Consider the following 14,980-nt stretch of genomic DNA (forward strand, 5'->3'; position numbering starts at 1 on the left):
CCAAAACGGGTCGTCGCCTCGTGTCATCGCCTTGAACTGATATGAGGGATCGAAAACATGGCTAAAGTCATCGGTATTGACCTTGGGACAACAAACAGCTGCATCGCCATCATGGATGGCAGCCAGCCCCGAGTGATTGAAAATGCAGAAGGCGCACGGACAACTCCGTCCATCGTTGCCTTTACGGAAAACGAACGGCTCGTGGGCCAACCAGCCAAGCGTCAGGCCGTCACCAACCCGGACAACACCATCTTTGGCGTCAAACGCCTGATTGGCCGCCGCAATGACGATGCGGATCTGGCCAAGGACAAGAAAAACCTGCCCTTCGCCGTGATTGACGGTGGCAATGGCGACGCATGGGTCGAAGCACGCGGCGAAAAATACTCGCCGAGCCAGATCTCTGCCTTCATCCTGGGCAAGATGAAAGAGACAGCCGAGAGCTACCTTGGCGAAGACGTGACCCAAGCGGTCATCACCGTTCCCGCCTACTTCAACGACGCTCAGCGCCAGGCGACGAAAGACGCCGGCAAGATTGCCGGCCTTGAAGTACTGCGGATCATCAACGAACCAACAGCGGCCGCGCTGGCCTATGGCCTCGACAAAGAAGACAGCCAAACCATTGCAGTCTATGACCTTGGCGGTGGTACGTTCGACGTAACCATCCTCGAGATCGACGAAGGACTGTTCGAGGTTAAATCCACCAACGGTGACACGTTCCTCGGTGGTGAAGACTTTGACATGCGGATCGTCAACTACCTGGCGGGCGAGTTCAAAAAAGAGCACTCGGTCGACCTGACCGCTGACAAGATGGCGCTGCAACGCCTGAAGGAAGCGGCAGAGAAGGCCAAGATTGAACTGTCCTCCTCCAGCCAAACCGAAATCAACCAGCCCTTCATCTCGATGGGATCGAACGGTCAGCCGCTGCACATGGTAATGAAGCTGACGCGCGCCAAGCTGGAAAGCCTGGTGGGTGACCTTATCAAGGCGTCGATGAAGCCCTGTGCCGCAGCGTTAAAAGACGCGGGCCTCTCGGCTTCCGACATTGACGAGGTTGTTCTGGTCGGCGGTATGACCCGCATGCCCAAAGTGATCGAAGAAGTGACCAAGTTCTTTGGCAAGGAACCTCACAAGGGTGTGAACCCTGACGAAGTGGTTGCCATGGGCGCGGCCATTCAGGCCGGTGTTCTGCAAGGCGACGTAAAAGATGTTGTCCTGCTCGACGTGACCCCGTTGTCGATGGGGATCGAAACATTGGGTGGCGTGTTCACGCGCCTGATCGATCGCAACACCACGATCCCAACGAAGAAATCGCAAATCTTCTCGACGGCAGAAGATAACCAGAACGCTGTCACCATTCGGGTTTTCCAAGGTGAACGCGAAATGGCGTCGGACAACAAGATACTGGGCAACTTCAACCTGGAAAACATCCCGCCTGCACCGCGCGGCATGCCGCAAATCGAAGTGACCTTTGACATCGACGCCAACGGCATCGTGTCAGTGGGCGCCAAGGACAAGGGCACTGGCAAGGAGCAGCAGATTACAATCCAGGCCTCGGGCGGTTTGTCCGACGAGGACATCGAACAGATGGTCAAGGACGCCGAGGACAATGCCGAGGCGGATAAGGAACGTCGCGAACTGATCGAAGCGAAGAACCAGGCCGAAAGCCTCATCCACTCGACCGAAAAGTCGCTGGAAGAGCATTCGGACAAGGTCGATCCGACCACGGTCGAAGCGATCGAACTGGCCATTGCCGCGCTCAAGGACGAGATCGAAACCGAAAACGCCGACAAGATCAAATCTGGCATCCAGAACGTGACCGAATCGGCCATGAAACTGGGCGAAGCGATCTACAAGGCAGCACAAGACGACGGAGACGACGAACCGCAGGCGGCTGATGAGCCTCGTGCGGATGAAGACGACATCGTCGATGCCGAATTCGAAGATCTCGACGACGACAAACGCGCCTGATTTTGGGCCTCAGAGGAACCAATCACGAGGCCGGCCACAAAGGGCCGGCCTCAGACGTTCCAGCAAAGGACATAATCCATGGCAAAACGTGACTATTACGACGTGCTTGGAGTCTCGAAAGGTGCATCCGCCGACGAGATCAAGAAGGGCTATCGCAAGAAAGCCAAGGAACTGCACCCTGACCGTAATTCGGACAATCCAAACGCCGAGGCACAGTTCAAGGAAGCGAACGAAGCCTATGACGTTCTAAAGGATGCCGACAAGAAAGCTGCCTATGATCGGTTCGGTCATGCGGCATTCGAAGGTGGAATGGGCGGTGGCGGCGGACGTCCCGGTGGTGGTTTTGGCGGCGGACAGGGTGATTTCGGCTCTGCCTTCTCTGACGTCTTCGATGACCTATTCGGCGACTTCATGGGCGGCCAACGTGGTGGCGGCGGGCGCCAACGTGCATCGCGCGGTTCTGATCTGCGGTACAATCTGCGTGTTTCGCTGGAAGACGCGTTTGCAGGGCTGCAGAAAACCATCAACGTGCCCACATCCGTGCAATGCGACAACTGCTCGGGAACCGGGGCCGAGGGTGGATCTGAACCGACTACGTGCCCGACATGCTCCGGCATGGGTAAGGTGCGTGCACAGCAGGGCTTTTTCACCGTGGAACGGACCTGCCCGACATGCTCTGGTCTTGGTCAGATCATTAAGGATCCGTGCAAGGTCTGCTCGGGTGCGGGCCGTGTCGAAAAAGATCGTGCGTTGTCGGTGAACATCCCCGCTGGCGTCGAAACCGGCACGCGCATCCGTTTAGCGGGCGAAGGTGAAGCGGGGATGCGTGGTGGTCCGTCGGGTGATCTCTACATCTTTATCGACGTGACTGATCACAAGCTTTTTGAGCGCGACGGCACCAATCTGTTCTGCCGCGTGCCCGTAAGCATGGGGACAGCGGCATTGGGTGGATCCATTGAGGTTCCAACCATCGACGGTGGACGTGGCCGGGTACAAATCCCTGCTGGTTCACAGTCAGGTCGGCAGATGCGCCTGCGCAGCAAAGGTATGCCTGCCCTGCGGGGTGGTGGTGCAGGTGACATGTTCATCGAACTGGCCGTGGAAACCCCGGTCAACCTGACGGCCCGGCAAAAAGAGCTGCTGCGCGAATTCGAAGAACTCTCGGAAGAGAACAACCCAGAATCGTCCAGTTTCTTTTCGTCTGTTAAATCCTTTTGGGATTCGATGAAGGGCTAACACCTCACGTAAGGCGGAGTTAACTCCGCCTTACAAAACCTATTCTCCAACGCATTGAAGATAAACCTGTAAAGCGGATCAAGATCTGCGTTACGGGAGCAAGTGTAAGGCGGATTCAATCCGCCATCGGCGATTCCCCGTCAACCTCTGAGCCTTAATTAATCCTTCGCTAACCTAACTTGCGGCATTCTGCACATATGTCGCATTTCGCTGAACAGCCGCTACCTTTCGATCTGGACGAGGCCGTAGCCGTCCCACTGCCCAAAGGCCGTACACCATCCTATATGGCGGACCACCGCAAGCGTCTGCGCGCCAGGTTCATGGATGGGGGCGCTGGCGCCCTACCCGATTACGAGATGCTTGAATTGGTTCTGTTCCGCGCCATCCCACGGCAGGATGTGAAACCGCTCGCCCATGCCCTGATGGCAGAGTTTGGTGATTTTAATCGCGTGGTCACGGCACCTATTGAACGGCTACGCGGCTTCAAAGGCATAGGTGACGCGGTGATCTGCGAGCTGAAGATTGTCGAGGCGGCCGCACAACGGATGGCACGTTCCAAGGTATTGAACAGACAGGTAATCACCAGTTGGGACGCCCTGCTCGACTACTGCCACACCACCATGGCACACCGCGAGACCGAACAATTTCGCGTCCTCTACCTTGATCGCAAGAACGTACTGATTGCCGATGAAGAGCAAGCCAAGGGCACAGTCGATCATGTGCCCGTCTATCCGCGCGAAGTGGCCAAACGGGCGCTGGAGCTGAACGCATCCGCACTGATCCTGGTTCATAATCACCCATCGGGTGATCCCACCCCCAGCCAGTCAGACATCGATATGACAGCAAAGATGGAAATGGCCTGTTCCGCCCTTGGCATCACCCTGCACGATCATCTGATTGTCGGCAAAAGCCGCGAGTTGAGCTTCAAGTCGGAAGGGTACCTCTAGCGCACCCAAACCTCGACCCGGCGGTTGGCTTTTCGGCCCCATGCGCTGTCGTCGCACGCCATCGGAAGCGCCTCTCCGAATGCATCAACACCCAATTGGATACGCTCAAAATTTGCCGTCTCAGCGGCCGCAACTACAGCGCGGCGCACCGCATCAGCGCGGCGCAGGGCAATGTCCCGATTTGCGGTTGCAGGACCGTCTCCATCGCTGAACCCAACCAACAAAACCTGCCGCGCGTCGTACTTACCCTGCTCCATCGCCCGCGCCAGTTGTTGAACATTTGACCGCGATTGCGCATCCAAACGCACCGACCCCGCCTCGAACCGGAAAGAAGTTGTCAGGCGTGACATGCCGTAAAACGTACGCGTCATGCGCTGCAGCTCCTCAAGAGATATCTCCGGGCCAGCGGACGTTACAGCGTTGGCAAAGCGATAGCCCTGATCGTTGATCGACACCTCTTCTGGTGCCTGATCGACGAACCCGACGCGGCGAATGACCACTTGCGCGGATGGACCGCGCGTAAAGGCCAGAAACTCCCGCCCAATCTTGGGCAAACGCCTCGCAGGCAAATACAGAAACATTGGTGCCGTAAGCGGATAATCTTCTGTCTTGATGGTCTCCCGACCCGCCGACAGGGAAAACCCGCACGAGCCCGTCAAAGTAAGTGCGCGTGCGTTACCAGTGTCGGCATAGCTGGCGATGCCAATGGCAAATGGGTCGGTCAGAACAGCATTCAAAACATCCAAGCCACGGTCATGACGCGTGATCACTTCGGCAAAGGTGAAGCGTGCGGGGCCCATAACGTCATCCTCGACAGATTGGCCAAGCCCCGTCCGAGCGCCCGGTAAGTGCAATGATATGGGGGCGTTTGCCCCACCGAGGTCCGCCCAGTTTGTGATCGTCCCGGCAAAGACAGCGGCCAGATCCTGGGGAGAGATACGATCAACAGGGTTTGATGGTGAAACGATTGGCACCATGGCATCCAACGCCAGGACGCGGCTGCGGTTGGCCTGCGTCATGTCACCCATCCCGGCATCCCGGGCAAGCTGGCGCTCGTCAGGCCGAATTTCACGCAAAGCCATGACAATGTCCGCATCGTTGGCCAATAGGTCTGCGAAACCCTCGTCCGTGGTGGACACGTGGAAAAAGAAACGTGCAACGGGTTTACCGGTTTCTGTATCTGCCAACTCGTAGACAAAGTTGCGCGCGTCGATCTCTTCCCGCTCCGCCTCGTAATTGTTGCGCAGCGCGAACCCTTCGATCAAGGCAGGCATCAGAACAGCGCCCATGGTGGAAGAACCGGATAAGCTGATCTCGGCCACAAAGTCCTGCAGATTTGGGCAGGCGGGCCCATCGCACAGCACACCTGAGCCATCTACGGTCAGTTCGCCATAGACGGTTTCAATACGGTAGAACTCGCCATCAAATCCCAGAAGCGTCCCGCTGAGTTCCACTTGCCCATCGGGCGACGTGAGCGTGACGTCCTGTGCAAAAAGCACGGTTCCACAAAAAGAAAGTGCGGCGAAAATCGCCGCACGTATCGAAGCCATGATAAGCCCTTGTCGCTGCGGTCAGTTGCTGGCGACTTTCATGTCTGAAACCAAATTGTTCAACACCAGAAAACTGCCAACTGCGTCACAACCGGGTACGGCCAGGGTCAAATCCTGGGTTTTCATCTTGCCGCCGGTCATCATTTCCAGCGATTGCGCCTCAACCTCTAGTCCACAGTTCGCTGCGGTCACTTCGGCCTCAACAGTCAGGTCAATCGTTCCAGACCGTGCCGACATTCCCGACGGAAAGGTATAAACCTCGGCCATCAACGGCTCCACAGACTGGCTGTCGCCAAGGCGAACGATGTATCCGTTCTTGCCGTCAGTCATTCCATCAGTGTTCTGAACAACACCTGACCAAACATGGCCATCCTGCCCATAGTCGGCACCGAATTCGCGTGCGTGCAGTTCAAAACCAGCGCGCCCCCGCCATTGCAAGGTCGTGCGCTCGTACTGTCCAAGCTCCGGCACTGTTGCTTGAGCGACGGCACCATCCCCGTTGGTCAAAGCGAGGATAAAAACCGCCTGCTCGATCAATGCCGGGACGGTGACAGTCAGTCTGCCAGCAGAATCGGTTGTTTCAGTGAACATCATGCCGTTGTGGTGCACCGTCAGCCGTTCATTGACAGCACATGGCGCGTCCAGTTTCAGGGTGACCATGGCAGCGGACACAACCTCTGCATTTGCGATGACTTTGCACTCTTCAGCCTGAGGGAGGATATCAGCGCCTTCCAGCAACTCTGCTGTGGCCGGGGCCGAAACACGGTGCACATGGCTGTCCATGCGCGGGACTGGCGTTGCAACTGCATCGCTGGCCGACGTCAATTCGATCTCTTGAACCTCAAGCAGGATATCCGCACTGGCGGTGCTACTCAGCTGTTTGCCGGTCGGAATGATTGAAGACTGGGCTATCGGTCGGGCGACCGCACCATATCGTTCGCGCGCGGTCTCGCCGCTTTGCATGACAAAACCGATACCGACTGCGATTGCCAGTGTCGCGACTCCGGTCGCGATTTCTTTCGTACGTCCCATCGTCCCATTCCCTTCCCACGGATTGGTTAAGAAAGGGATTCGCACAGCAACACGGCCTGGTTGTGACCGACCTTAGGACTCTTTGAGGCAGGAATGCGGCGGCGGGGTCAGACCAGCGCGCCGTGGCAATGCTTGAACTTCTTGCCGGAACCGCATGGGCAGGGTTCGTTGCGACCCGGGTTTCCCCATGTATTTCGATCGTTTTCATCAAAGCCGTTTTCGACCGCTTCGGCGGTCGGTGCAGGCGGCGCATTGTTCTCTGCCGCATCTTGCACCTGCTGTTGTTGCTCCGCCATCTGGGTCAGCATCTGCTCGCGTTCTTCATCTGTCAGCGGTCGAATACGGGACAGCTTGTTTGTCACCTCGGTGCGCAAGCTCTCAAGCATCGTTTCGAACAGTTGAAACGACTCGTTCTTGTACTCATTCAGCGGGTCACGTTGCGCATAGCCGCGGAATCCGACAACCGACCGCAAATGTTCAAGCGTCAGCAGATGCTCCCGCCATTTTCCATCGATGGCTTGCAGAATGAGCTGCTTTTCGATGCTGCGCATGCTCTCTTCGCCGAACGCTTCTGCCTTGTCAGCCATCAACTTGTCGCTGGCTTCGATCAGCCGCTCGCGGATCTGCTCGTCATCTACACCCTCTTCCTCGCACCAAGCCATAACTGGCACGTCGATGCTGAGGTTTTCGATCACAGCGGCATAAAGGCCCTCTGTGTCCCATTGATCAGCATAGCTTTTCGCGGGCATGTACTGATCAATCAGGTCATCAATGACCTCGTCGCGCATATCCGATGTGATTTCCGACAGATCCTCGGCTTCCATGATTTCCCGGCGCTGGGAAAAGATCACCCGGCGTTGATCATTCATAACGTCGTCGAACTTGAGCAGCTGCTTGCGGATGTCAAAGTTGCGGCCTTCGACCTTGGCCTGCGCGCGCTCGAGCGACTTGTTAACCCACGGGTGCACAATCGCCTCGCCCTCTTCCATACCGAGGGTCTTGAGGACCTTGTCCAAACGGTCAGAGCCGAAGATCCGCATCAGGTCATCTTCAAGGCTCAGGTAGAATGACGTGCGGCCCGGGTCACCTTGACGACCTGAACGCCCGCGCAACTGGTTGTCGATGCGGCGGCTTTCATGGCGCTCGGAAGCCAGGACAAAAAGGCCACCGGCGGCAAGCACCTTCTGTTTTTCATCTTCATGCTCGGCCTCGATGCGCTTGCGCACTTCTTCGGGGTCGGCCTCGGGATCAGCTGTGATGGCCTCCAGTACCTTCATCTCGACATTGCCGCCGAGCTGAATGTCGGTGCCGCGGCCCGCCATGTTCGTGGCGATGGTCACAGCGCCAAATTTACCGGCGTCCGCGATGATCTGCGCTTCTTGCTCGTGCTGGCGCGCGTTCAGAACATTGTGCGCAATGCCCTCCGCCTTGAGAGCTTCCGAGAACATCTCGGATTTGTCGATGGAAGTGGTGCCGACCAGAACCGGCTGCCCCTTTTCATGGGCTGCCTTGATTTCGTCGATCATGGCTTTGTATTTTTCCTGCCCCGTGCGGAAGACCTTGTCGTCTTCATCCAAGCGCGCAATTGGCTTGTGGGTTGGGACCTCGACCACACCAAGACCATAAATCGTGGCAAATTCCTCGGCCTCGGTCGCAGCCGTACCAGTCATGCCCGCCAGTTTGTTGTAGAGGCGGAAATAGTTCTGGAACGTCACCGATGCCAATGTCTGGTTCTCGGGCTGAATCTGCACGCCTTCCTTAGCTTCGATGGCTTGGTGCAAACCGTCGGACAGACGGCGACCAGCCATCATACGCCCGGTAAATTCATCAATCAGAACAACATCGCCATTGCGAACGATGTAGTCCTTGTCTTTCTGAAACAGCTTGTGGGCGCGCAAACCCTGATTGACGTGGTGCACGATGGACGTGCTTTCAGGGTCATAGAGCGACGCCTCGGGCTCGATCAGACCACGCACGCGCAACTGTTCTTCCAGAAATTCGTTACCTTCATCGGTGAAGGTGACGTTCTTCTGCTTCTCATCGAGAGTAAAGTGATCTTCCTCGATCAGCGGAATGATACCGTCGATAGTCACGTACATCTCGGACCGGTCGGCCAAGGGGCCGGAAATGATCAAAGGCGTCCGCGCCTCGTCGATCAGGATACTGTCGACCTCGTCCACAATGGCGTAGTTGTGGCCGCGCTGGACCATATCCTCGATCGTGGGCTTCATGTTGTCGCGCAGATAGTCGAACCCAAGCTCGTTGTTGGTCGCATAGGTCACGTCACAGGCATAGGCCGCGCGCTTGGCGTCTTCGTCCATGCCTGCAATAGCGACGCCGGTGGTCAGGCCCAAGGCACCGAACACTTTGCCCATCCATTCCGCATCGCGCTGGACGAGGTAGTCATTCACGGTCACAACGTGAACGCCCTTACCAGTCAGCGCATTCAGATAGGTGGCGAAGGTTGCGGTCAGGGTTTTGCCTTCACCGGTCTTTTGCTCGGCGATGTTGCCCTGATGCAAAAAAATGGCACCTAGAAGCTGGGTGTCGTAGGCGCGCAGTCCAAGCGTGCGCTTGGCAGCTTCGCGGCAATTGGCAAATGCCTCAGGCAGGAGGTCATCCAGGTTCTCGCCATCCATCGCGCGTTTGGCCAGGGCTTCGGTCTTGTCCTTCAGCCCTTCATCACTCAGCGCTTCGAATTCCGGCTCAAGCGCATTGATCTTTTCGACCAGCGGACGCGCGCCCTTGACCTTGCGATCATTGGGTGTGCCAAACACCTTCTTGGTGAGAGTTCCGAAACCGAGCATGCGTTCTCCAGCCGATCAATTCATGTTGTGCAGCAATTGCTTGCCGGACGCGCGCCAAGCCCATAAATACGGTGGGCGAAAACCGGCCCGGGCCGCGTCCATAGGGCGATGTAAGGGTCACGCGAAACCGTGTCAATGCGCGCCTCAGGTGGGGCGCCGAAGCCCAAGGACTGTTCCATGAAAAAACGTTTCCTTTCCCTGCCAGCGCTTGGTCTGGTCGCCGCTATGGCGTTGCCTGCCGCTGCACAGGATGCAGACACGGTTGTGGCGACTGTAAATGGCACTGATATCACCATCGGTCACATGATCGTGGCACGCGCATCTTTGCCGCAACAATTCCAACAACTGCCCAACGACGTGCTGTTCAACGGCATCCTTGAACAGCTGATCAACCAGACCCTGCTGTCGCAAGCATTTGATGGCGAATTGCCGAAACGCACCGAACTGCAGATCGAAAATGAAACACGCTCCCTGACCGCGGGCGAGGAACTGGAAAGCCTGTTTCAAGAGAAGCTGACGGACGAAGCGATCCAGTCCGCTTATGACGCCAAGTACGAAGGCGTGACGCCGCAGGAAGAATACAACGCCTCGCATATCCTTGTCGAAACCGAGGAAGAGGCGAAGGCGATCAAAGCAGAGATTGAAGGCGGTGCCGATTTTGCCGCGACCGCTCGGGAGAAATCGACCGGTCCGTCAGGTCCAAATGGCGGTGAGCTTGGCTGGTTCGGCAGCGGTGCCATGGTACCCAGCTTTGAAGCGGCTGTCATCGCGCTTGAAGTGGGCGAAGTATCGGACCCCGTGCAAACTCAGTTTGGCTGGCATGTGATCATCCTGAATGAAACCCGCACCCCGGACGCCCCAGCGTTGGATGAGGTGCGCGAAGAATTGACCGAAGAAGTGCGCGGTACCACCGTCGAAACCTACGTTGCGGAACTGACTGCCGGTGCGCAGATCGATCAATCAGGTGCTGCCGAAGTCGATCCATCGGTGCTGTCCGACTTGACGCTGGTGGAATAACATATGGCTGGCGAACTGCCGCGATCGCCTCTGGCACCCGATCATTTCCCCGACCTGCCACCCATTGACGGAGTGACCTTCGCAGCAGCTGCTGCGGGGGTGCGTTACTCCGGACGCTTGGATGTTATGCTTGCCATATGCGCTCCGGGAACGACGATTGCAGGTGTGTTCACAAAATCATCGACACGCGCCGCACCGGTTCTGGATTGTCAGGCAAAGCTGGGACACTCCAGCGATACGGGCGCGGCCATTCTTGTGAACGCCGGCAACGCCAATGCCTTTACGGGCAGAAATGGAACGGACGCCGTGGCAACCTTGGTTGGTGCAACCGCGGACGCTGCAGACCTGCCGGAAAGCCGTATATTTACAGCATCTACAGGGGTCATTGGCGAGCCATTGCCACACGACAGGATCACGGCACATCTGGCGGATTTGGTGGATAGCCAGTCATCGGCCGCGATTGGGGATGCCGCTGCGGCCATCATGACGACGGACACGTACCCTAAGGGTACCACCCAAACGGTAACCATCGATGGGAAATCCGTGAAGATCGCTGGCATCGCCAAGGGCAGCGGCATGATTGCGCCAGATATGGCCACCATGCTGGTGTACATCTTTACAGATGCGAAGATTGGGCAGGATGAGTTGCAAGGCTTGGTAAGCCAAACCTCTGATCAAACCTTCAATTGCATCACAGTAGACAGCGACACCTCAACCTCGGACAGCCTGCTTGTTGCTGCAACAGGGGTCAGTGGTGTGAATGTTGCCGGAAATGCAGACTTCGCGCACGCGCTCCATGCGGTCATGTTGGACTTGGCACACCAGGTTGTCCGCGATGGCGAAGGGGCGACGAAGTTCGTGGAGATTGAGGTGACTGGATGCACGGATAAGGCAGCGGCCAAAACCCATGGCCTGTCCATCGCCAACTCTCCGCTCGTTAAAACGGCCATCGCCGGGGAAGATCCCAACTGGGGCCGCGTCGTCATGGCCGTTGGCAAATCCGGTGCACCTGCGGATCGTGATAAGCTGTCGATCTGGTTCGGGGATATTCTGGTTGCAGAGAATGGTTGGGTCAGTGCGACTTATCGCGAAGAAGATGCTGCAGCGCATATGAAGGGTGATCACATCCGCATTAGCGTCGATTGCGGCATGGGGTCAGGAAAAGCTACCGTTTGGACCTGCGATTTGACCCACGGATACATTGACATCAACGCGGATTATCGGTCGTGAAAACAGTTCTTGTTTCTGCCGTCGCGTTGATCGACGTGGACGGTCGCGTGTTGATCGCGCAGCGCCCTGAAGGAAAGTCCATGGCAGGGTTGTGGGAGTTCCCAGGAGGCAAGGTCGAGCCCGGGGAAACGCCGGAAGTTGCCCTGATCCGCGAATTGCAAGAAGAGTTGGGGATCGACACCTGGCAATCCTGTCTGGCCCCCCTCACTTTCGCGAGCCACAGCTATGATGATTTTCATCTATTGATGCCACTCTTTGCCTGCAGAAAATGGGACGGCACGCCGAAATCGCAGGAAGGGCAGGCATTAAAGTGGGTCCGTCCGAAGGACTTGCGAGACTATCCTATGCCCGCAGCCGACTTGCCCTTGATCCCCATTCTCCGAGATTGGCTGTAACATCGGGTAACAATATTCTTAAACTGTCAAAAAAAGTGACGGTTTTGTAACATTGTTGATGACTTATTAACCTTCGTACTTATAGTTGAAGCATAACTTTCTTTTTGGGGAGGAAAGTCATGCTACGCACGATTGCTATGGGCAGCGCCATTCTTATTCAGGGGATCTATGTCAGAACCCTTCCGGATGGACGAGTGACTGTCAGAGTTGACGGGGCTCACTATTCTGGAACTCCCGTTTCGCAAGCTGCCTAACGCGACAATATGAAAAAGGGGACGGTGTTTTGCACCGTCCCCTTTTTCATTTCCAATTGCAGGGTGCTTACTCGAGCGTCCGCGTGATCTCTTCCCGTTCGAAGATCTCGATCACATCTTGTGGGCGGATATCGTCGTAGTTTTCGAACGCCATACCGCATTCCTGACCCGACTGAACCTCGGCCACTTCATCCTTGAAGCGCTTCAGCGTCTTCAACGTACCTTCGTGGATAACCACGTTGTCGCGCAGCAAACGTACACCTGCGGACCGACGCGCCACACCTTCGGTGACCAGACAACCCGCGACCTTCCCGACACCAGACACCTTGAAGACTTCCTTGATCTCGGCATATCCGATGAAGTTTTCACGGATCTCGGCACTCAGCAGACCAGATGCAGCAGCTTTCACATCATCCACAAGATCATAGATGACCGAGTAGTAGCGAATTTCGACACCCTTCTGGTTTGCCGTGTTCCGGGCCGATGCGTTTGCACGCACGTTGAAGCCCATGATCGGTGCACCAGACGCCTCGGCCAAACCAACGTCGGTTTCGGTGATGGCGCCAACACCCGAGTGCAATACGCGCACGCGCACCTCGTCGTTGCCGATCTTTTCCATCGCCTGAACAATGGCCTCGGCAGACCCTTGTACGTCCGCTTTGACAAGGATTGGCAATTCGCTGACATTCTCATCCGCCTTGGCATTCGCCATCAGCTGTTCGAGGGTCGTCGCCGCACCAGCCGCCGCGCGTTTGTCCTTAGCCGCTTTCTCACGATATTCGGCGATTTCGCGCGCCTGCGCTTCAGTCTCTGTCACGTTTAGAACGTCGCCTGCCTCGGGCGTGCCGTTCAGGCCCAGAACCTCGACCGGCACCGACGGGCCCGCCTCTTTCACGCGCTCGCCCTTGTCGTTGATCAGCGCACGGACCTTACCGTACTGCTCACCCACAACAAAAATATCACCCTGACGCAGCGTACCTGTCTGAATCAGAACGGTGGCCACTGGACCGCGGCCAACATCAAGCTGCGCCTCGATCACCGCACCTTGGGCGGCACGATCAGGGTTAGCTTTCAGTTCGAGGATCTCGGCCTGAAGCGCGATGGCCTCCAACAACTCGTCAAGTCCCTGACCGGTGATGGCGGACACTTCAACATCCTGTACCTCACCCGACATCTTCTCGACGATGACTTCGTGCTGCAGCAAGTCAGTACGCACTTTGTCCGGGTTCGCCTCGGGCTTGTCGCATTTGTTGATTGCCACGATCATCGGCACTTCGGCGGCTTTGGCGTGGTTGATGGCCTCAATGGTCTGCGGCATCACGGCGTCATCCGCCGCAACCACCAGAACCACGATATCGGTGACCTGTGCACCGCGCGACCGCATCGAAGTGAACGCTGCGTGACCAGGTGTATCCAAGAAGGACAGCACCGCGCCGCCATCGGTTTTCACCTGATAGGCACCGATATGCTGGGTAATGCCACCGGCTTCGCCAGCAACAACCTTGGCATCGCGGATTGCGTCCAGAAGCGAGGTTTTACCGTGGTCAACGTGGCCCATGATAGTGATGACCGGCGGACGACCTTCCAGATCCTCGTCGCTATCCTCTATTTCCTTGATCACGTCTTCGACGTCGGCATCAGACACACGTTGTACCTTGTGGCCGAACTCTTCGATGATCAGCTCTGCGGTATCGGCGTCAATGGTCTGGTTCTGCGTGACCATCATGCCGTTGTTCATCAACGCCTTGACCACATCGCCCACGCGTTCGGCCATACGGTTTGCCAGTTCCGAAACGACAATGGCTTCTGGCAGGTTCACAGTGCGCATGACCTTTTCACGCTCAACCGAACCACCCATTGCTTTCTGCCGGGCGCGTTCCTGCTTGCGCTTCATAGCTGCCATGGAGCGCTGGCGACCACCATCGCCCGACAGGGCTTGGTTCAGAGTCAGCTTGCCAGAGCGGCGTCCACCATCATCACCACGGCCCCGGTTGTTGGGACGCTGGTCACGATCACGGTCTGTCTTGCGCGGCGTGGATGCGGGTTGAGCTTGCCGCTGCGCCGGCTTCGGCGCCTCGGTCGGGGCCGCAGCAGCAGCCTGCGCAGCAGCTGCCGCTTCGGCCGCCTTGCGCTTCTCTTCTTCTTCCTTGGCCTTCAAGGCCTGCTCACGCTCGCGTTCGGCCTGTTCCTTGGCTTCCGCTTCGGCGCGGCGACGCTCGCGTTCAGCCTCGCGGGCCTTTTCCTCAGCTTCCCGCTTTGCGGTCTCTTCGACCTCGCGTGCCTTGGCGGCTTGCACAGCCTTCAGGCGGCGCTCCATCTCGGCATCAGAAATACCCGCAGGGCGACGGCTTGGATCACCAGCAGAACCACCACCAGCGCCAGCAGGCTTTGCGGCACCCGGCTTGGGCACCACAACGCGCTTGCGTTTGGTTTCGACGACGACATTCTTGGTCCGCCCGTGGCTGAAACTCTGTTTCACATTGCCCGGACGCGCGCCGCTGCGCAGACCCAAAGTCTTCTTCCCGTCAGTATCGCTCATAAAGC

Annotated in this window: 10 protein-coding genes; 6 read left to right on the plus strand and 4 right to left on the minus strand. The window is 57.2% G+C overall.

Features of this window, described 5'->3' with window-relative positions; genetic code table 11:
• Positions 1-57 precede the first annotated feature (57 nt).
• From dnaK to radC, 3 genes are all read left to right on the plus strand, one after another.
• Positions 58-1,968, plus strand: coding sequence for a molecular chaperone DnaK (dnaK, locus tag Q1A51_RS16165; RefSeq protein WP_299203164.1), 1,911 nt, complete (start codon positions 58-60; stop codon positions 1,966-1,968).
• A 78-nt stretch (positions 1,969-2,046) separates the two neighbouring features.
• Positions 2,047-3,204: a molecular chaperone DnaJ gene (gene dnaJ, locus Q1A51_RS16170; RefSeq protein WP_299600680.1), complete on the plus strand. Its 1,158-nt coding sequence runs from the start codon at positions 2,047-2,049 to the stop codon at positions 3,202-3,204.
• Between the two features lie 197 nt (positions 3,205-3,401).
• Positions 3,402-4,151, plus strand: coding sequence for a DNA repair protein RadC (gene radC / locus Q1A51_RS16175; RefSeq protein WP_299600682.1), 750 nt, complete (start codon positions 3,402-3,404; stop codon positions 4,149-4,151).
• On the opposite strand, the gene Q1A51_RS16180 is transcribed toward radC, so the two are convergent.
• From Q1A51_RS16180 to secA, 3 genes are all read right to left on the minus strand, one after another.
• Positions 4,148-5,701 (minus strand): substrate-binding domain-containing protein, encoded by a 1,554-nt coding sequence (locus Q1A51_RS16180; RefSeq protein ID WP_299600685.1) that lies wholly within the window; start codon positions 5,699-5,701, stop codon positions 4,148-4,150. The two genes, radC and Q1A51_RS16180, sit on opposite strands and share 4 nt — an antisense overlap.
• A 21-nt stretch (positions 5,702-5,722) precedes the next feature.
• Positions 5,723-6,733, minus strand: coding sequence for a hypothetical protein (locus Q1A51_RS16185; RefSeq protein ID WP_299600688.1), 1,011 nt, complete (start codon positions 6,731-6,733; stop codon positions 5,723-5,725).
• A gap of 107 nt (positions 6,734-6,840) precedes the next feature.
• Entirely contained in the window at positions 6,841-9,540 is a 2,700-nt protein-coding gene (secA, locus tag Q1A51_RS16190) for a preprotein translocase subunit SecA (protein ID WP_299600690.1), read from the minus strand.
• A 177-nt stretch (positions 9,541-9,717) separates the two neighbouring features.
• Here secA and Q1A51_RS16195 point away from each other — a divergent pair, with 177 nt between their 5' ends.
• The 3 genes from Q1A51_RS16195 to mutT are packed head-to-tail and all read left to right on the plus strand — an operon-like array spanning position 9,718 to position 12,182.
• Positions 9,718-10,557, plus strand: coding sequence for a peptidylprolyl isomerase (locus tag Q1A51_RS16195; RefSeq protein WP_299600692.1), 840 nt, complete (start codon positions 9,718-9,720; stop codon positions 10,555-10,557).
• A gap of 3 nt (positions 10,558-10,560) precedes the next feature.
• On the plus strand, positions 10,561-11,787 hold the full coding sequence (gene argJ, locus Q1A51_RS16200) for a bifunctional glutamate N-acetyltransferase/amino-acid acetyltransferase ArgJ (RefSeq protein ID WP_299600694.1): 1,227 nt from the start codon (positions 10,561-10,563) through the stop codon (positions 11,785-11,787).
• Positions 11,784-12,182, plus strand: a complete 399-nt coding sequence (mutT, locus tag Q1A51_RS16205; protein ID WP_299600697.1) for an 8-oxo-dGTP diphosphatase MutT — start codon at positions 11,784-11,786, stop codon at positions 12,180-12,182. The genes argJ and mutT overlap by 4 nt, the downstream gene beginning before the upstream one ends.
• A gap of 321 nt (positions 12,183-12,503) precedes the next feature.
• On the opposite strand, the gene infB is transcribed toward mutT, so the two are convergent.
• Positions 12,504-14,975 (minus strand): translation initiation factor IF-2, encoded by a 2,472-nt coding sequence (gene infB, locus Q1A51_RS16210; protein WP_299203194.1) that lies wholly within the window; start codon positions 14,973-14,975, stop codon positions 12,504-12,506.
• Positions 14,976-14,980: the final 5 nt, after the last annotated feature.

The organism is uncultured Tateyamaria sp. (assembly GCF_947496075.1).
In the GTDB taxonomy this organism is placed as follows: domain Bacteria; phylum Pseudomonadota; class Alphaproteobacteria; order Rhodobacterales; family Rhodobacteraceae; genus Tateyamaria.